This window comes from Pseudomonas gingeri, assembly GCF_013386115.1.
Taxonomy (GTDB): Bacteria; Pseudomonadota; Gammaproteobacteria; order Pseudomonadales; family Pseudomonadaceae; genus Aquipseudomonas; species Aquipseudomonas gingeri.
In genome coordinates this window covers 470,423-487,882 of record NZ_JACAOR010000010.1, presented here as the reverse complement: position 1 = coordinate 487,882, position 17,460 = coordinate 470,423, and the positions used below count along the sequence as shown (strand labels likewise).

Annotated in this window: 16 protein-coding genes; 6 read left to right on the top strand and 10 right to left on the bottom strand. The window is 64.8% G+C overall.

Translation table 11 applies throughout. The features are described 5' to 3' along the window. Nucleotides 1-325: 325 nt before the first annotated feature. The 8 genes from HX881_RS21135 to HX881_RS21100 form a co-directional block, all read right to left on the bottom strand. Nucleotides 326-1,555, bottom strand: coding sequence for an MSMEG_0569 family flavin-dependent oxidoreductase (locus HX881_RS21135; RefSeq protein WP_177086410.1), 1,230 nt, complete (start codon nt 1,553-1,555; stop codon nt 326-328). 32 nt (nt 1,556-1,587) lie between these two features. Then, on the bottom strand, nt 1,588-1,914 hold the full coding sequence (locus HX881_RS21130) for an MSMEG_0570 family nitrogen starvation response protein (RefSeq protein WP_017128783.1): 327 nt from the start codon (nt 1,912-1,914) through the stop codon (nt 1,588-1,590). A 1-nt stretch (nt 1,915) separates the two neighbouring features. Then, complete coding sequence (locus HX881_RS21125) at nt 1,916-2,944, bottom strand: sll0787 family AIR synthase-like protein (RefSeq protein ID WP_177086408.1); 1,029 nt, start codon at nt 2,942-2,944, stop codon at nt 1,916-1,918. Further along, nucleotides 2,937-3,497 carry an MSMEG_0567/Sll0786 family nitrogen starvation N-acetyltransferase gene (locus HX881_RS21120; protein WP_177086406.1) on the bottom strand — a complete coding sequence of 187 codons (561 nt, stop codon included), beginning with the start codon at nt 3,495-3,497 and terminating at the stop codon, nt 2,937-2,939. The genes HX881_RS21125 and HX881_RS21120 overlap by 8 nt, the downstream gene beginning before the upstream one ends. 15 nt (nt 3,498-3,512) lie before the next feature. Then, nucleotides 3,513-4,613 carry an MSMEG_0568 family radical SAM protein gene (locus tag HX881_RS21115; protein ID WP_177086404.1) on the bottom strand — a complete coding sequence of 367 codons (1,101 nt, stop codon included), beginning with the start codon at nt 4,611-4,613 and terminating at the stop codon, nt 3,513-3,515. Beyond that, the gene (locus tag HX881_RS21110) at nt 4,606-5,562 is read right to left on the bottom strand and encodes a Nit6803 family nitrilase (protein WP_177086466.1); all 957 of its coding nucleotides are present in this window, start codon (nt 5,560-5,562) and stop codon (nt 4,606-4,608) included. Before HX881_RS21110 ends, HX881_RS21115 begins: the two co-directional genes overlap by 8 nt. A gap of 108 nt (nt 5,563-5,670) precedes the next feature. Beyond that, the gene (locus HX881_RS21105) at nt 5,671-6,153 is read right to left on the bottom strand and encodes an MSMEG_0572/Sll0783 family nitrogen starvation response protein (RefSeq protein ID WP_017128788.1); all 483 of its coding nucleotides are present in this window, start codon (nt 6,151-6,153) and stop codon (nt 5,671-5,673) included. Nucleotides 6,154-6,425: 272 nt separating this feature from the next. Continuing rightward, nucleotides 6,426-7,271 (bottom strand): helix-turn-helix domain-containing protein, encoded by an 846-nt coding sequence (locus HX881_RS21100; protein WP_103032873.1) that lies wholly within the window; start codon nt 7,269-7,271, stop codon nt 6,426-6,428. Nucleotides 7,272-7,440: 169 nt separating this feature from the next. Between HX881_RS21100 and HX881_RS21095 the strand changes: the two genes are divergently transcribed. From HX881_RS21095 to HX881_RS21080, 4 genes are all read left to right on the top strand, one after another. After that, complete coding sequence (locus tag HX881_RS21095; RefSeq protein WP_177086401.1) at nt 7,441-9,000, top strand: sugar ABC transporter ATP-binding protein; 1,560 nt, start codon at nt 7,441-7,443, stop codon at nt 8,998-9,000. 9 nt (nt 9,001-9,009) lie between these two features. After that, a complete protein-coding gene (locus HX881_RS21090; RefSeq protein WP_177086400.1) occupies nt 9,010-10,089 on the top strand; it encodes an ABC transporter permease in 1,080 nt (359 codons plus the stop codon). A gap of 51 nt (nt 10,090-10,140) precedes the next feature. Continuing rightward, complete coding sequence (locus tag HX881_RS21085; protein WP_017128792.1) at nt 10,141-11,259, top strand: substrate-binding domain-containing protein; 1,119 nt, start codon at nt 10,141-10,143, stop codon at nt 11,257-11,259. An 80-nt stretch (nt 11,260-11,339) separates the two neighbouring features. After that, nucleotides 11,340-12,233, top strand: a complete 894-nt coding sequence (locus HX881_RS21080; RefSeq protein WP_017128793.1) for a polysaccharide deacetylase family protein — start codon at nt 11,340-11,342, stop codon at nt 12,231-12,233. Between the two features lie 33 nt (nt 12,234-12,266). Here the strand turns inward: HX881_RS21080 and HX881_RS21075 are convergent, their stop codons facing one another. Beyond that, nucleotides 12,267-12,899 carry an NAD-dependent epimerase/dehydratase family protein gene (locus HX881_RS21075; protein ID WP_177086398.1) on the bottom strand — a complete coding sequence of 211 codons (633 nt, stop codon included), beginning with the start codon at nt 12,897-12,899 and terminating at the stop codon, nt 12,267-12,269. 17 nt (nt 12,900-12,916) lie between these two features. Continuing rightward, nucleotides 12,917-13,366: a hypothetical protein gene (locus HX881_RS21070; protein ID WP_017128795.1), complete on the bottom strand. Its 450-nt coding sequence runs from the start codon at nt 13,364-13,366 to the stop codon at nt 12,917-12,919. Nucleotides 13,367-13,741: 375 nt separating this feature from the next. On the opposite strand from HX881_RS21070, the gene HX881_RS21065 reads away from it, so the two are divergent. After that, entirely contained in the window at nt 13,742-15,634 is a 1,893-nt protein-coding gene (locus tag HX881_RS21065) for a sigma 54-interacting transcriptional regulator (protein WP_103032872.1), read from the top strand. Nucleotides 15,635-15,769: 135 nt separating this feature from the next. Further along, nucleotides 15,770-17,398 (top strand): phytoene desaturase family protein, encoded by a 1,629-nt coding sequence (locus tag HX881_RS21060; protein ID WP_177086396.1) that lies wholly within the window; start codon nt 15,770-15,772, stop codon nt 17,396-17,398. Nucleotides 17,399-17,460 lie beyond the last annotated feature (62 nt).

The following is a 17,460-nucleotide window of genomic DNA, read 5'->3' as shown; positions in this document are numbered from 1 at the left end:
CCGCTCCCACGGTTCTGATGTCGTGCCATGGATTCCTGGCCGGACACGGATATTGTAGGAGGGGGCAAGCCTGCTCCCACGGATTCGATGTCGTGCCATGGATTCCTGGTCGGACACGGATATTGTAGGAGGGGGCAAGCCCGCTCCCACGGGTTCGATGTCGTGCCATGGATTCCTGGCCAGACACGGATATTGTAGGAGGGGGCAAGCCTGCTCCCATGGATTCGATGTCATGCCAGGGATTCCTGGCCAGGCACGGATACTGTGGGAGCGGGCTTGCCCGCGAAGGCGTCCGGTCGGGCGGCACCGTCATGGAAGGACGCAATCAGCCTCGTTGCGCCGCCGCCAGGTGTTCCACCAGGTATTGCGCATCCCGGGCGATCCCCGAGAACCGGCCGGAGCCCCAGGTATGCAGCCACGGCAGGCCGAGGAAATACAAACCGGGGTGGGCAGTGACACCACGATGGTGACCGGGATAGCTGCGGCCATTGAAGACCGGCACATCGACCCAGCTGAAATCCGGCTGGAAACCGATGCACCAGATGATGCTGGTGATGCCACTGCCTGTCAGGTCCAGTTCGTTCCTCTCGATCTGCGGGACCCAGAGCGGGATGTACGCGGTGCCCGCAGGCGCGTCGATGGCATTGTCTGCAATGTACTTGTCGATGCTGCTGTTGATGCGGTTGTACACCGCGTCGGCGGCATCCAGCTTGGCCCCCAGGTCGCCGGCGAATTTCAGGGTGCTGCCGTCCAGGCTGTCCAGCCGCCCGAACAGTTCCATGCCTTCGCTGGCGAAACGCCGCAAGTCGATATCGCGCCCACCGTCACGCCCGGTGACGTAGTGGTTGGTGTTGTCGCGCACGCCTTCGCGCAGCGGGTGGGTGTCGACGCCGATATCGTAGTAGCCCATCTGTGCCAGCCAGTCGACCACATCCTTGCCGCGATAGAAGCGGGCGCAACGCGGCGCATCGCCGACCGCGAGGAACACCTTGCGCCCGGCCAGGTGCAGGTCCTCGGCGATCTGCGCCCCGGACTGCCCGGAGCCGACCACCAGCACCGCACCGGCGGGCAGGGCCTGGGGGCTGCGGTACTGCTCGGAGTGAATCTGGCTGATTGCGGCGGGCAGGCGTTCGGCCAGCCGCGGAATGATCGGCGTGTGATAACCGCCACTGGCGATAATCACCTGATCGGCGCTGAAGTCGCCGGCCGAGGTATTGAGCAGGTAACCGCCCTCGGCGCGTGCGCTCATGCGCTGCACGGCCACGCCTTCCCTGACCGGTGCGTTGACCTTGGCGATGAAGCCGTCGAGGTAGTCGATGATCTGCTCTTTCTTCATGAAACCATGGGGGTCGTCACCCTCGTACGGATGGCCCGGCAGCGCGCACTGCCAATTGGGTGTCACCAGGCAGAAGGCGTCCCAGCGCTGGTTGCGCCAGGTGTGGGTCAGGCTGTGCTTTTCCAGCACCAGATGGTCGATGTCCTGTTGTTGCAGGTAGTAACTGGCGGACAGTCCGGCCTGGCCGCCGCCGACGACGATGGCTTTGTAGTGGGTCATGTTGCAATCCTCCTGGGGGATGAGCAGGGTGCTCAGATATCGCCGAAGCCCGCGTAGTGAACCTTGCCGGCGCCCTGGTTGCTGATGTCCAGTACCTGCACCCGGGCATCCGGGTCGGGGAAACGCCGGGCCATCAGGCGCAGCCCGCCGAGGCTGTCCATGGCCGAACTGCAATAGAAGCCCTTGACCTGCCTGACCCGTTCCGAGGCAGCGTTCAGACCGGTTTCGGCCCGGCGCATAAAATCGGCCATGGCATAGGAGCGACCGGCTTCGAAGTGCGCGTAGATGGTGGTCGAGGGTGAGTAGGCGTTGCTTTCCTGGCCATCGGGCCAGCGCAGGCGAATATTGACGGCGGGCATGTCAGTGCTCCTTTGAGACGGCTGAAAGTTGAAAGCCGGGGTGGCTGAAGCCGGTGAACGGTTGTTCGGCCAGGTTCCAGAATTCGTGGCAGGCATCACCCTGGCCGACCCGCAGCCGGGCGCTGTCATCGACCTCGCCGATGCAGGCACAGTGAATGCCTTCAAAGGCAAAGGCGGCCTCGACGGTGGGCAGGTCCTGGCGTTCCAGGGTGAGCAGGAAACCGTAGCTGGGGAAGGCCTGCAGCCAGCGCTCCAGCGGCGCATCGGCCGGCCGGGGCAGGGCGTCGAGATCGATGCGCGCGCCACGGGTCGTGGGCTCCAGCAGCATCAGCAGGGTGCCGAGAATGCCGGCGTTGCTGATGTCCTTGGCGGCATGCAGGAGACCGGCTTCGGCCAGGCGCGGGATGACTTCGAGTTTTTCCCGCAGGCGTTCGGCGGGCACGTTTTCAAAGGCTTTCCAGTAGGGCGCAGTGCCGTGCCAGCTGCCGTCGAGGTCCACGGCCATGGCGATGACCTGGCCGGGCACGACGTGCAGGGTCGACAGCAGGCTGCGTGCCCAACCGCTGATCGCCACCGCCAGGGCCGCCGGATTGCCCGGCGCCTGGCTGGTATGGCCGCCGGCGAGGATCAGGCCGTAGGCCTGGCATGCGTCACGAATGCCGGCCAGGACACTGTCGGCGGCTTGGCGATCATGGTGCCAATAGGCGTTGACCACGGCACTGGCCCGCCCGCCCATGGCGGTGATATCGCTGACATTGGCCATCACCGCCGACCAGCCGGCGAACCATGGCGCCTGCTCGACAAAGGCCGGGATCATGCCCTCGATGGCCAGCAGTTGGTACTGGTCGCCGCAGCGAATCGCCGCCGTATCGTCGCCCGGCAATGCATAGCAATCGTCGTGACCGGCGGTGCGTGCCGGCAGTGCCCGCGCCGGCTGCTGGATCGCCAGCTTGGCGCGCATCGCCGGGGTATCGCGCAGCCTGTGCAGCATGGCCTGCAGCGCGGTCGAGGCCAGTATCGGGTCAGTCATGCCGGATTACCTTGCGGGGCACCAGCGCGACTTGCCGGGGCATGAACGGATAACACTCCAGCCGGGCCTGCATCAGGCAGTGCGGTTGGCCCAGCAGTTCCATGGGCCGCAGGGTCTGCCAGTGCAGGCTGTGGAAGTAGCTCTCGTTGGCCTGTTGCACGGTGGCGAGGAAGGTCCGGCAGCCGAGGTCGATGGCGCGCGACACGGCCTCGTTGACCAGGGCCTTGCCGATCATGCCGTGACGACGATAGGCCCGTTCGACACACAGGCGACCGCCGTACCAGGTTCCCGGCGTGCTCTCGTAGATGCGCACGGCGCCGACCACCTGCTCGGGCATGCCGCAGTGATGGGCCACGGCCACGATGGGAATGGCCTGGAAATCCTTGTCATCCTTGTCCTGGGCCAGCAGTTGCTGTTCGGCGCAGAACACCGCGCGGCGCAGCGCATAGTAATCCTGGCGCTCCCAGGTTTCGGCGGCGGGCTTGACCAGCAGGTCATCGGCGAGAAAGTCGCTGAAGGTGCTGTCGATCAGGGCAAAGGCATGTTCGGCCATGGCGTGGGGCTCCGGTTACTCGTGGTGTTTCAGGGCCGAGCAGGCGCCGCATTTGGCACAGCCGGCGTTGATCTGGTCCGAGTGCAGGCCGTGCCTGCGCAGGCTGGCGCCGATGCGCGGGTAGAGCCGCTGCATGAAGGCGCTGTCGGGCTTGGGGTGATGGGCCAGCGGTGTGCCGTCGATGGGCACGAACGGCACGACGAAGGGGTACACGCCGGCGCTCGCCAGGCGTTCGCTCATCTGCGCGATGGCGTCTTCGCTGTCGCCCAGGCCAGCGAGGATGTAGGTGCTGACCTGGCCGCGGCCGAACACCTGGACGGCGGCATCGAAGGCGCTGAAATAACGTTCCAGCGTCACTTCGGCCTTGCCCGGCATGATGCGGCGGCGCACGGCATCGGTGACCGCTTCCAGGTGCATGCCCAGCGAGACCACGCCGCTGTCCTTGAGGCGCTGGAACCAGGCATCGTCGTCCGGCGGTTCGCACTGGGCCTGGATCGGCAGGTCGACCACGGCCCTGACGGCCGCTGCGGATTCGCAGAGAATGGCGGCGCCACGGTCGGCGGTCTGTGGCGTGCCGGTGGTCATCACCATGTGCTTGACGCCATCGAGTTCCACCGCGGCCTTGGCGACTTCGGCCAGTTGCGCCGGACGCTTGCGGGCAATGGTCTTGCCCGCGGCGAGGGACTGGCCGATGGCGCAGAACTGGCAGGCGGTCGCGGCTTCGTTCAGGCGGATGCAATGCTGCAGGATCGTGGTCGCCAGCACGTCTTTGCTGTGCAGCGTGGCAATCTTCCAGTAGGGCGTGCCGTCTGCGGTGCTCAGGGCATAGAAGTTCGGCACCCCCGGCAATTGCACCTGGCCGACCTGCAGGCCTTCGCGAAAGATCAGTGCCTGCTGGCCGGCCGCATCGGGGACGGCGGAGTAGGGCGAGTCCAGGGAGGCGCGGTTGAGCATCGGCACCATCGCGGTGTGGGCGTCCAGGCTCAGCGCCTTGTGGTCCGAAGGGCCGGCCCCGCCTTTGCGCGACAGGCCGTCGGCGCCTTGCCAGCGCACACCGTGGCATTGCAGTTCGGCCAGCAGGTCCGTGCCGGCCGAGGAGGCGAGCAGGCTACTCATGGGCCTGGCCCTCGAAGCTTTCGCGCCGCTCATGCAGGTGCGCGGCGGGGCGCCGGTCGATCAGCAGGCTCAGCAGCTCGGGGCGGCTGTAGTGCCCCACCGCGTCCATCATCCGCTTGCGCTTGTCGATCAGGTTGAAGTCCAGATCGGCGATCACTGCTCCTTCGCCGCTGCGCAGCGGCTCGCCCAGCAACTTGCCTTCCGGCGAGACGATGGCGGTGAAGCAGCCGCCGGAAATGGGCTCCAGGGCGCAGCCGGTGTCGGCCATGATCCGCGCCTGTTGTTTGGCATCCAGCCATGCGGTGGCATTGACCACGAAGCACCCGGACTCCAGGGCGTGGTGGCGGATGGTGACTTCGATCTGTTCGGCGAAGACCTGCCCGACCAGGGAGCCGGGGAACATCGCCGCGTGAATCTGCTCGCCATCGGCCATCAACGCATAGCGCGCCAGGGGGTTGTAATGCTCCCAGCAGGCCAGCGCGCCGATGCGGCCGACGGCGCTGTCGGTGGCGCGCAGGCCAGAGCCGTCGCCTTGGCCCCAGACCATGCGTTCGTGGTAGGTGGGGGTGATCTTGCGCCGATGCTGGATCAGTGTGCCGTCGGCATCGAACAGCAACTGCGCGTTGTAGATCGTGCCGCCATCGCGTTCGTTGATGCCGATGCAGGCGACGATCCCGGCCTCGCGACAGGCTTCGCCCAGTTGCCGGGTCGCATCGGACGGCACGGTGACCGATTGTTCGAGCAGTTGCAGGTGTTCCCTGCCCATCGCGAAGGGCGGTTGGACAAAGGAGAAATAGGGGTAGTAAGGCACCACGGTTTCCGGGAACACCGCGAACCGGACGCCTTGGCGACCCAGGTCCAGGAGCGTGTTGCAGAGCTTGGCTACCGTGGCTTCACGGGAATACAGCACAGGGCTGAACTGGACGGCGGCAGCGCGGATAGTGGACATGTCAGGGGTTCCTGTCGGGGTGGTCGGCTGTCGGGCGGCGTTGAGCGTGGTGGTGCCGGCGATGGCGCTCACGGTCGCCATCGCACGCCCACCGGGTTCCAGGCGGCCTTATGCGGTCCAGGTATCGATGATCATGGCGCCCTCGCGGCGCATCAGCAGGCGCAGGTCCATCACGTCCAGCGGGTTGATCGGGCGGATGCCTTCGATCAGGGCTTTTTCGGTCTGGCCGTAGAGGGCTTGCAGGGCGAAGCGGCAGGCGTAGACCTCACCGCCTTCGGCCATGAAGGCCTTGATCTGGTTGTTCACCGCCAGGTGACCGGGGAAGGCTTCGGCGCCGAGGGTCGGGAAGCCGCGCTGCACCCCCAGTTGCACGCCCGGTCCGTAGAGCAGGATCTTGGTTTCGAAGCCCTTGCGCAGCAGGCGCTTGGCCTGCAACAGGTTGACCAGGCCGATGGACCCTTCGAAGGCGATGGTGTGGAACGTCAGCAGGGCCTTGGCACCCGGTTCGGCCTTGACGTCCTCGAAGACCTTTTCTTCGTAATTGACCAGGAAGTCGCCATCTTGGTAATGGGCAATGTCCACGTTTGGCATGGTGTCGTCTCCGTTATGGTTGCTGTTATCGATGGCCGGGGAGCGGCTGATCGTTGCAAGGCATGGAGCGAAGGACGTGCCAGTTTTTCGTGGTGCCGACGGTTTGTTTTTATCTGATTGAAAAATATGAATATTTTTCGTTCGTGGCGGGTTTGTGGAGCACATTTGCAGGTCGAAACGGCTACGTAATTACGTAGAAATACGATTATTCGTAGTGGGGTTCGACGAGAGTTCGTACCCCTCGGGCGTGGGTCGGCAACGCCCCGGCAGTGTCAGGCCTGTTGAATGATGGAACCGTTGCTCAGGAACTCGCGCACATAGGCGCTCGGCGTCTTGCCGGTGAAGGCGGTAAACGCCAGGGTGAAGGCGGCACCGCTGTTGAAGCCGACTTCCAGGGCGGTCTGGGTCACCGACATCTGCTTGCGCGTGAGCAGTTCGATGGCGCGGGTCATGCGCAATTCCTGGAGGAAGCGGCGCCAGCTCATGCCCAGTTCTTCCTGGAAATGCCGGCGCAGGGTGCGCGTCGAGGTCCCGGCCGCTTCGGCCGCCAGTTCGATGGTCGCGGTGTCCAGGCGTGTGCGGGTATAGGCGACGGCGCGCTTGATGATCGGCGACTCGCCATAGGGCACCCACATCATTCTCGAACATTCGAACCAGTCCTTGCAGAGCAGGCCCAGGGTGTTGAGGTAACCGTTGGCCACGGCATCGTCGGCGTCCCGCGTGCGCCCCCAGCGCAAGGCATAGCCGAACATCTCCCGGGCCAGGCTGCTGATCGAGGCGGCCCAGCAACCTTCGTGCTGCCAGACGGTATGTTCCGCGCCCAGGTGGATGACCACCAGCACCGCATCGGCGCTGGCGTGGATCCGGTAGGGCCGGTCATGGGGAATGAACACCATGTGCGCCGGCAGGATCAGCCACTGGCCATGGGGACCTTCCAGTTTTACCCGGCCACGTTCCACGCAGAGGATCTTGTTCTTGCCGTCGCCCCGCGAGCCGACCGTCAGCCGGCCCGGTTCGATGCGCTCCACGCATTCGGGCGTGGGGGCGTCGCAGCGAAAAGGGTTGTGGACGTCATCCTCCGGTTCGATCCAGACCGATAACTGCGCCGCGTCACTCATGTCTTCACTCCAGTGGATGGGCCGCTGCACACCGAGCCGCGCCTGAGGGGTGGCCGATATTCGATGATTGATTGGCCGATTTCAGTCGGTGGCAATTCCTGTGGGGCGGATAATAGCCGAAAACAAAAATAACATGGCCATAAAACTAAAAACGGCCACGGAGGATGATATGCAAGCTGAGCTGCATCCGCAAAACCCCACGCCAGGGACTGCTGTCCCGGCCATCCTCACCGTCGAAGGGATCGGGAAAAAATTCAACGGCGTGCCCGCCCTGATGGATGTGAGTTTCGCCATCGCCCCCGGTGAGATCGTCGCCCTGCTGGGTGAGAACGGCGCGGGGAAATCGACCCTGATCAAGATTCTCGCCGGGGTCCACCTGCCGTCCAGCGGACGCCTGCTGTTTCGCGGCGAGCCGTTCGATCCTGCGGCCAACCACAAGCGCATTGCCTTCGTGCACCAGGACCTGGGGCTGGTCGACTGGATGACTGTCGCCGAAAACATCGCTCTCTCGACGTTCTATCCGAAAAAGTCCGGGCTCATCCATTGGTCGTCGGTCACCCGCCGGGCCCGTGAGGCGCTGGCGCTGGTCGGTGGCGAGATCGATCCGCGGCAGCGGGTCGGCGAGCTGAGCCGGGCGGAAAAATCCCTGGTGGCGATTGCCCGGGGACTGTCCAGCCAGGCCGACGTCATGGTCCTGGACGAGCCGAGCGCCAGTCTTCCCGAAAATGAAGTGCTGCGACTCCATGAGGTCCTCAAGGGCCTGCGGGCACGGGGTGTGGCGATGATCTACGTGTCGCACCGGCTCGATGAAGTCTTTGCGCTTTCGGATCGCATCGTCGTGCTGCGCGACGGGCGCAAGGTGGCCGAGCAGGCCACCCGGCAGACCCGCCCGGACGAACTGGTCCGGCACATCATCGGCCGCGAACCCGACTCGGTGTTTGTCCGGCCGCAGCTGGTCAGGGCGGCACCGACCGTGTTGACCGTCCGCGGGCTGGTGACGGAGGAGGCCGGACCACTGGATTTCGATGTGCGCCGGGGCGAGATCCTCGGCCTGGTGGGCTTGCGCGGGGCGGGGCACGATTCGTTGGGCAAGGCGCTGTTCGGCGCGGCTGCGATCGTCAGCGGCGAAGTCCTGCTCAACGGCGCCGGGGTGAATCTGTCGACGCCTGCCGCCGCCATCGCCAGTGGCGTCTGCCTGGTGGCCGGTGATCGCTACGGCGAGTCCATCGCGCCCGGACTGAGTATCCGTGAAAACCTCTTCCTCAATCCCCTGGCCAGCGGCCGCACCGGGTTCAAGCCGCGCTCCCCGGCCAGCGAGGGCGGTGAAGCCCTTGAGCTGGGGCGTCGTGTGGCCCTGGCGCCGAATGATCCCTCGGCGCCGATCGAGACGCTGTCCGGCGGCAACCAGCAGAAGGTGGTGATCGCCCGCTGGCTGCGCATCGGTGCCCATGTGCTGATGCTCGAAGACCCCACTGCCGGCGTCGATATCGGCGCCAAGGTGGAGATCTATCGCCTGCTCGGTGATGCGGTCCGGACCGGCATGGCCGTGCTGCTGATCTCCTCGGACTTCGAGGAAACCGCGCAGATCTGCCACCGCGCCCTGATCTTTCGCGATGGCCGCATCGCCCGCGAGTTGCCGATGGCGCAACTGAGCGTCGATGCACTGCTGCGTTGCGCCTCCCTGGATGCCGCCGATCCCGCTCCCACAACAATAATCAAAACCGCGTGAGGTTCCACCATGCAATCGCTTAAATCCAACGCGCTCGAACCGACCCGCCGAGAGCTGGCCGAACTGTCGGGGTTCGCCCGCCTGTTGCGCCTGCTGCCGGTGTTCGGCCTGCCGATCCTGACGCTGCTGTTGATCGCGCTGTTCTCGATCCTGTTGCCGGAGACCTTCCCGACGCTGCTCAACCTGCGTTCGATCATCGGCGACAAGGCGATCATCGCCATTCTCGCGCTGGCGGCGATGATCCCGATGTCCAGCGGCCGCATCGATCTCACGGTGGGCTACGGGATTGTCCTCTGGCATATCCTCGCCATCAGCCTGCAGACGGTCTATGGGCTCGACTGGATCACGGCCGTGGTCATCGTCCTGGTCCTGGGGGCGCTGCTGGGCTTGCTGAACGGCCTGCTGGTGGAGATCGCCCAGATCGACTCGTTCATCGCCACCCTGGGCACCGGCACCGTGCTGTACGCCATTGCCATGTGGCATACCCAGGGACGGCAGGTCATCGGCAGTTTGCCGGACGCGTTCACGGCGCTGTTCACCAGCCATTTGTGGGGCATGCCGATTGTCGCGGTGTACGTGCTGGTCATCAGCCTGGTGCTGTGGCTCGCGGCCGACTTCCTGCCGGTCGGACGCTACCTGTACGCCATCGGTGCCAACTCCCGGGCCGCCACCTTGAACGGCATTCCCACCCGCCGTTATGTGATTGGCGCGTTCGTGGCCTCCGGTGCATTGACGGCCTTCGCCGGGGTGATCCTGGCGGCCAAGCTGCGCATCGGCCAGGCCAGCGTCGGGCTCGACTTCCTGCTGCCGGCGCTGGTCGGCGCCTTCCTCGGGTCGACCACCATCAAGCCGGGGCGGGTGAATGTCTGGGGCACGGTGGTCGGGGTGGTGATCCTCGCTGTGGGCATCTCCGGTATCCAGCAACTGGGTGGCGAGTTCTATGTCGAGCCGCTGTTCAACGGCATGACCCTGCTGGTGGCCATCGGCATTGCCGGCTATGCCCAGCGTCGGCGCAGCGTGGCTCGCAAGCGTCCGGCCATCGCGGCCGGCGCAGCGGGCGATCCGCAGGGCAAGGCAGCCTCCACCTGAAACCCTCTTTCCGCGATGCACCTCAATCCAAAAACAACAAAAGGGGACACCATGAACATGCTCGACCTGAAGCGCCTACATCTCTGCGCGGCGATGGCCGTGTGCTTGCCACTGGCCGCGCCGGCCCATGCCGGGGATGCCTTTCTCGAACAGGCGCGCGCGTATACCCGCGACGTCACCCAACCCGGCCAACCCTGGACCGGACCCACCAGCGGAGCGCCCGCGCAGTCGGGCAAGAGCATCGTCTTCGTTTCCGCGGACCAGCGTGACAGCGGCCCGCGCGGTGTCGGCCAGGCGGTGCAGGAGGCGGCCAAGGCCATCGGCTGGAGCTTCCGCTCGATTGACGGCCAGGGCTCCATCTCGGGGCGCTCGGCCGCCTTGAACCAGGCCATTGCCCTCAAGCCCGACGGCATTGTGCTGGGCAGCGTGGATGCCAACGAGCAGGCACAGTTGATCAAGGATGCCAGCAGCCGGGGCATCCGCGTGGTGGGCTGGCATTCGCTGTCCAGGCCGGGACCCGCACCGGCGGCGGGACTGTTCACCAACCTGGCGACCGACCCGCTCGACGTCGGCAAGGCGGCGGTGATGTACGCCGTCGCGCAGTCCGACGGCAAGGCCGGGGTGGTGATCTTCACCGACTCCACCTACGAGATCGCCATCAGTAAATCCAATGCGATGGCCGAGCTGGTCAAGCAGTGCTCGGGTTGCCAGTTGCTGAAAATCGAGGACGCGCCCCTGGCCGATTCGGCGACACGCATGCCGCAACTGACCACCACGCTGTTGCAGCGTTTCGGGGCGAAATGGACCTATGCCTTGTCGATCAACGACCTGACGTTCGACTTCATGGCGCCGGCGTTGCAGCAGGCCGGCTACGCCGCTGACGGGCCATTGCTCGGGGTCTCGGCCGGCAACGGCAGCGAAACCGCCTTCCAGCGCATCCGGACTGGGCAATACCAGAGCGCCACGGTCGCCGAGCCGGTGTCCCTGCACGGCTGGCAAGCGGTCGATGAGCTGAACCGGGCTTTTGCCGGGCAGTCGCCGAGCGGCTTCAGTGCGCCTGTGCACCTGGTCGTGGCGGGCAACATCGCCACCGATGGCGGTCCCCGCAACCTGTATGACCCGGACAACCATTATCGGGATGTCTACCGCGGCATCTGGGCCGGTCAATAACGTTATCCCTTCATGCAGACCCGGCCTGGTCCGCGTGGACCGGGCTTTCCATCCCGCATCACCCCGAAAGAGGCAAGACCATGACCAAGACGTTCTGGCCGGAAGGTGTCCGGCTCGTGATATCGGTTTCCATGCAGTTCGAAGCGGGTGGCGAAGCCCCCTTCGGCGCGATGGGACCGTTCAGCAACATGTTCGGCATGAAGGACGGCTATCCGGACTTCCCCACCCAGTCCTGGTACAAGTACGGCTACCGCGAGGGTATCCAGCGGATGCTCGACCTCTGGGATAAGTACGCCATCAAGGTCACCTCGCACATGGTCGGCAGTGCGGTGGACCGTTCTCCTGAGGTGGCGAAGGAAATTGTCCAGCGCGGCCACGAAGCGGCTGCCCACGGGCGCGACTGGATCCCGCAGTACGACCTGTCGCTGGAGGATGAGCGCAAGTTCATCGCCGACAATATCGACAGCATCATCAAGGCCACTGGCGTGCGTCCGGTCGGCTACAACGGCGCGGCCATGCGCGGCACGCCCAATACCCTCAACCTGTTGCAGGACCTGGGCTTCGAGTACCACATCGATGATGTCAGTCGCGACGAGCCGTTCCTGATTCCGGTGCGGGGCAAGGATTTTGTCGTGGTGCCCTATACGATGAACCTCAACGACATCATTCAGTTCGAGGGCTACCAGTACAGCGTCGACGCTTTCGAGCGCCAGTTGCATGACGAGTTCGACCAGCTTTACGAAGAGGCCGGCAGCCGTCGGCGGATGATGTCGATCAGCACCCATGACCGCATCGCGGGCCGGCCGGCGCGGGTGCGCTCGCTGGGACGGTTCCTCGAATACGCACTCAGGCAACCGGGCGTGGTGTTCATGCGCAAGGATGAAATCGCCCGCTTTGCGGCGTCGAGCGCGGACACCGTGCGCGATATCAACGAGTACGATGTCTGGGCCAGGAAGCTCGGGCTGAGTGCCTGACAGGGCAGGGGGCTGCCGGTACGCAGCCCCTTTTCACACCAGGTCCCGCGACGTCAGCAGGTGAACGCCCTGGGGCCCGGAGCACACGGCCTCGATCATCACCCGGGCAATATTGGCCGGCGGGTTGATCCACAGGCCGCGTGGCAGTATCGGCCGAAGCAGGGCCGCCAGGGGCATTATCAGGCGTTCGGCGGGGCGGAACTCTTCGCGGCTGCCGCCAATCATGCCCGGGCGAATGATCGTCAGCGAACGCAGGCCGATGCCCTGGATATCGCGTTCCAGCTCACCTTTGACCTGGCAATAGTAGAGCGGTATGGACAGCGAGGCGCCGGGCGAAGAGATGATCGCGCAGGCCTTCGCACCCAGTGCCAGGGACCATTCGGCAAACTTGATCGGCAGCACGTAGTCGACCTCTCGGAACGCCTCCTTCGAGCCGGCCTTGGCGATGGTCGTGCCCATCGTGCAGATCATCGCGTCGATCGACAGCCCGGCGATGTCGGCAAAGGTCTGGTGCAAATCGGCCGACACCGGGTTGAGGAGCCTGGGGTGCATCGCCAGCGCCCGGCGCGTCGGGGCGATCACCTGTTCGATCCGTTCATTGGCCAGCGCCTGCTCCAGCACGTGGCGGCCGACCTGGCCCGTTGCCCCGAGAATCAGTACCTTCATCGTGATTGCCTCTGTGTTCAGCGCGCGACGGGGCGTGATGCCGGGACGTTGTCGTGAAAGATCGAGCCGTAGTAGGCATGACCGCTGCCGAGGTGGGGGCCGAAGGCGAAGCCTTTCTCCAGCATCACCTGCATGTCGGCCTCGGTGATGCGCATCACATAGCTGTGTTCGGTGGTGCTCAGGACGCAGTCGGCGCCCTGGGCTTCGCGCAGATTGAACCACTTGCCGGGGGCGGCGTGCCCGCTGGGAAACGAATGGCCGGCGTACTCCACCCGCCATCCACCATCGAGCAGGATCCAGTAGTCGGCTGCCGGTGCGTTGGCCTGAGCGCTGCTGGCAATGACCGAACCTTCTTCGGCTTCCCATTCTCGCGAATGATCGATCACCCACTGCAACTGGTCGCTCGACAGCGCCGTGAAGAACGGCGTGTGCCGCAGCAGATGCAAATACGTGATGGAAGGTTTCATGCTTATTTCCTGCGTGGCGTCGGGTTTCGGTGGGGTTGCGCACGCCGTGAGGGTGATCGCCGCGAACAGCCCGAAGGTGGCGATCCCCAGGCACCTGCGCAGGGCTGCGGGGAGGGTTGACGGTCGAGGGCGCATGGCGTGTTTCCTGGCGCGGTGGGCGAACGGAGGCCATGGTGGATTGTTTTTTCGCAGAGATAATTACCGCGAAACCGACAACATAATTCCATTTTCCTCAACTATCGGGCTCAAGGGGGACGACGGGGCGATCGGCTTTTCTGATGCGTGTTTTTCAACGCCAACTGATCCTATCGGGGCGCTACGAAATTCCGTATAACTGGCTTTGTCCGACACTGGTAGTTACGGGATTTCGTAGGCATGAGCGACACTGACTTCCTGGCTGGCTGGGCCGACCTGGCCTATTCCTCCCGACACATGGTGTTCGAGCACTGCGCCGAAGCCATTGCCCTGCTCAATCCGTACGGCGACCGTTTCGGCGACCTGAACATCGCCACCTGCCAATTGCTCGGCTATCCCCGCCAGGAACTGCTGGAACTGCCGGTCAGCAAGCTGTTCGGCCATCAACTGGCGGACCTGATCGTCTTTACCCAGGCGGTGATGGACAAGGGCCGGGGCTGGACCGATGGGCTCAGTTGCAACTGCAAGAGCGGCGAGCGCATCGAACTGGAAGTCTCCGCCACCGTTCTCCAGGTCAAGGGCCAGCCGCAACTGATCCTGGTGCTGCGCGAGCAAAGCCGGCAGCGCTACCATCGCGACCAGGCCGATACCGAACGCACCATGCGCGGCGGCCTGATCGAATGGCGCAATATCATGAACCTGTTCCAGGAAACCGAGCGTGACAAGCAACTGCTGCTCAGTTCGGTGGGGGACGGTATCTACAGCATCGACAGTGAAGGGCTCGCCACCTTCGTCAATCCGGCCGGCGCGCGCATGCTGGGGTGGGCCCCGGAGGAGATGATCGGCAAGAACATCCACCGCATCCACCACCACACCCACGCCGATGGCAGTCACTACCCGGTCGAAGACTGCCCGATCTACAAGGCGGTGCACGACGGCCTGGTGCACGAGGGGCGTCAGGAGGTGTTCTGGCGGCGCGACGGCACCTCCTTCGCGGTGGAGTTCACCAGCACGCCGGTGATCAGCGACAGTCGGATCGTCGGCGCGGTGGTGGTGTTTCGCGATATCACCGAGCGCCGCACCACCGAATTGCAACTGCAGAACGCCCTGGCCGAACTGCAGGCACTGAAGCAGCGACTCGAGGAACAGAACGCCTACCTGCAGGAAGAAATCCATATCGAGCACAACTACCGGGATATCGTCGGCCAGAGCGAGCCGATCCTGAAGATCGTCCGGCAGATCGATGTGGTCGGCCCCACCGATGCCAACGTGCTGATCCACGGCGAGTCCGGCACTGGCAAGGAACTGATCGCCCGGGCCATTCACCAGGCCAGCCGGCGTCGCGAGCAGCCGCTGATCCGGGTCAACTGCGCGGCGATTCCGGCCGAACTGTTCGAGAGCGAGTTCTTCGGCCACCTGCGCGGCGCCTTCACCGGGGCGGTGCGCGACCGGGTCGGACGCTTCGAGCTGGCCGATGGCGGCACCCTGTTTCTCGACGAAATCGGCGAGATTCCCCTGGAGCTGCAGAGCAAGCTGCTGCGTGTGCTGCAGGAAGGGCAATTCGAGCGGGTAGGGGAAGAGCGCACCCGTAGTGTGGATGTGCGCATCATTGCCGCGACCAATCGCGATCTGCGGGTTGAAGTGCAGGCCCGGCGTTTTCGCGAAGACCTGTTTTTCCGGCTGAACGTGTTTCCCGTCCATTCGCCAAGCCTGCGGGAGCGTCGTTCCGATATTCCCTTGCTGGCCTCGCATTTTCTCCAGCTGATCGGGACGCGGCTGAACATGTCGGGGCGACGCCTGAGCAAGGGCGACATGGCCCGCCTGCAGGCCTATGACTGGCCAGGCAATATCCGCGAGCTGCAGAACGTGATCGAGCGGGCGCTGATCACCGCCACCGGCGCCGAGTTGAATATCGACCTGCCCGGCGCGGCGGTGTCCGGCCAGGCACCGGCGTCAGAACACCTGCGGCCCATCATGACCGAGCAGCAGTTGCGTACCCTGGAGCGCGACAACCTGTGCGCGGCGCTGGCCGCCTGCGGTGGCAAGCTGTTCGGCAAGGATGGTGCGGCCGAGCTGCTGGGGATCAAGCCAACCACGCTGGCCTCGCGCCTGAAGAAGCTGGGCATTGCCTAGGCCTGGTCCGGTGACAGGCTCCGGACCACCGGTATTCCCTGCTCCGGGTGTGAAGTGAATTTCGTCACCAGCCTCTAATGGCTCCGGGGGATTGTCGCTAGTGTCACAGCGAAATCGCGATCCCAGGAGCAGGACATGCCGCCAATCGTTCGTCGAGACTTCCTCAAAGCTGCGGCGGCCATGCCGGTGCTGGCCGCCGGACTCATGCACGGCGCCGCCGCCATCGCCGGCGACACCCCGTCGGCACCCAGGCACTTTGACTATGTGGTAGCCGGCGCGGGTCATAACGGCCTGATCTGCGCCGCCTATCTCGCCAAGGCAGGCTACCGGGTCCTGGTACTCGAAGGAGACGCGCTCATCGGCGGCGGCTGCAAGACCACTGAACCGCTGCTGCCGGGGTTCAGGGAAGACCTGTGCTCCAGCGCCCATGGCGCGATCCTCGGCAACCCGCTGATCCGCGACCGGGAACTGGACCTGGCGCAATACGGCTATGAACTGCTGTATCCGGATGTGGTGCTGCACTATCCGTTTCTCGATGGCGCGTCCTTCACCGTGTTTCGCAATGACGTCGAGCGCACCGCCGCGACCATCGAGCAGGTGTCCCGCAAGGATGCCCGGACCTTCCGGCGCGCGGCAGCGGTACGGGCGGGACTGGCCGCGATGCCGGCGGAAGCGGCGGCGGCTTCCCGTGACGGTCTGTACCTGCGCCGGCTCGGCGAAATGACCGGGTTCGCGGCCGCCCGGGCCGTCTGGGAAAGTCCCCATATGCAGGCGGCGGCCCTGTCCGGCGGTCGTTTCTTCGGGCCGATGGGCAGCGACTACGGCACCGGCAGGCAGGCGTTCTCGATGCTCGATCATCTCAGGGGCCGGCCGATCCCCAAGGGTGGTTCGGGAATGTTGAGCGTGGCGCTGGGCCGCTTTATCGAAGCCCACGGCGGGGTCATTCTCACCCGCAAGTCGATTGTCCAACTGGTCATCGAGCAGGGCGCGTGCAAGGGCGTCGAGTGCGCCGACGGCACGCAGTACCGGGCCGACAAGGGGGTGGTGTCCAGTATCCACGTCAAGCACCTGATCGACATGGCTCCGCGCGAACTGTTTGGCGATGCCGTGCTCGACGGCGTCGACCTCATGCAACCGGAACTGGCCATGTTCCAGTTTCACTTCGCCTTCACCGAGGAGCCTGCCTATGCGCTGGCCTCCGGCGGGACCATTGCCAGCTGTGAAGCCGCCCTGATGGAAGACCCCGCGAGTATCTTCACGCTGACTCCGGACGACGCCCATGGCGAGCTGAACATTGCCGATTATCCGCTGCAGGTCTGTCATCCCTCGGTCTTCGATCCGACGCGGGTGCCGGCCGGGCGGGGGTTGCTGAAAATCGAAGGGTGCATGCCCTACGCCCTCAAGGGCGGGGCGCAGCACTGGGACGATATCAAGGATCAGGTCGCCGATACGCTGCTGACGCGCTACCTGCGCTACACGACCAACCTGAGCAAGGACAAACTGCTCGGCAGCTTCCTGCTCAGCCCCCTGGACATCGAGCGGATCAACCCTGCCATGTGGCGTGGCGGCGCGCATCATTTCGACAATCGCGGGGGCAACTTCGCCCCCTGTCGCCTGGGTATCCCCGGTCTCTATCAGACCGGTGCCTGCACGGCACCCGGCGGATCGATCAGTGGTCTGCCGGGACGCAACACGGCGCAAGCGGTCTTGCAGGACCAGGGCCGCAGCCTGAAGGAGGTCGTCGGCACGCCCGCGGTCTCCTGAGCGGCCGTTGCTGAGCAGTTTTTCGAATATGAAGCCCTGGAAATGATTGAAGTGATCATAAA

What these genes read in the sequence shown, in the direction of transcription:
- HX881_RS21090 (WP_177086400.1), top strand. Translation starts at nt 9,010, where the DNA reads ATGCAATCGCTTAAATCCAACGCGCTCGAACCGACCCGCCGAGAGCTG.
- HX881_RS21070 (WP_017128795.1), bottom strand. Translation starts at nt 13,366, where the DNA reads ATGAAACCTTCCATCACGTATTTGCATCTGCTGCGGCACACGCCGTTC.
- HX881_RS21080 (WP_017128793.1), top strand. Translation starts at nt 11,340, where the DNA reads ATGACCAAGACGTTCTGGCCGGAAGGTGTCCGGCTCGTGATATCGGTT.
- HX881_RS21075 (WP_177086398.1), bottom strand. Translation starts at nt 12,899, where the DNA reads ATGAAGGTACTGATTCTCGGGGCAACGGGCCAGGTCGGCCGCCACGTG.
- HX881_RS21105 (WP_017128788.1), bottom strand. Translation starts at nt 6,153, where the DNA reads ATGCCAAACGTGGACATTGCCCATTACCAAGATGGCGACTTCCTGGTC.
- HX881_RS21110 (WP_177086466.1), bottom strand. Translation starts at nt 5,562, where the DNA reads ATGTCCACTATCCGCGCTGCCGCCGTCCAGTTCAGCCCTGTGCTGTAT.
- HX881_RS21120 (WP_177086406.1), bottom strand. Translation starts at nt 3,497, where the DNA reads ATGGCCGAACATGCCTTTGCCCTGATCGACAGCACCTTCAGCGACTTT.
- HX881_RS21135 (WP_177086410.1), bottom strand. Translation starts at nt 1,555, where the DNA reads ATGACCCACTACAAAGCCATCGTCGTCGGCGGCGGCCAGGCCGGACTG.
- HX881_RS21115 (WP_177086404.1), bottom strand. Translation starts at nt 4,613, where the DNA reads ATGAGTAGCCTGCTCGCCTCCTCGGCCGGCACGGACCTGCTGGCCGAA.
- HX881_RS21130 (WP_017128783.1), bottom strand. Translation starts at nt 1,914, where the DNA reads ATGCCCGCCGTCAATATTCGCCTGCGCTGGCCCGATGGCCAGGAAAGC.
- HX881_RS21060 (WP_177086396.1), top strand. Translation starts at nt 15,770, where the DNA reads ATGCCGCCAATCGTTCGTCGAGACTTCCTCAAAGCTGCGGCGGCCATG.
- HX881_RS21100 (WP_103032873.1), bottom strand. Translation starts at nt 7,271, where the DNA reads ATGAGTGACGCGGCGCAGTTATCGGTCTGGATCGAACCGGAGGATGAC.
- HX881_RS21095 (WP_177086401.1), top strand. Translation starts at nt 7,441, where the DNA reads ATGCAAGCTGAGCTGCATCCGCAAAACCCCACGCCAGGGACTGCTGTC.
- HX881_RS21125 (WP_177086408.1), bottom strand. Translation starts at nt 2,944, where the DNA reads ATGACTGACCCGATACTGGCCTCGACCGCGCTGCAGGCCATGCTGCAC.
- HX881_RS21085 (WP_017128792.1), top strand. Translation starts at nt 10,141, where the DNA reads ATGAACATGCTCGACCTGAAGCGCCTACATCTCTGCGCGGCGATGGCC.
- HX881_RS21065 (WP_103032872.1), top strand. Translation starts at nt 13,742, where the DNA reads ATGAGCGACACTGACTTCCTGGCTGGCTGGGCCGACCTGGCCTATTCC.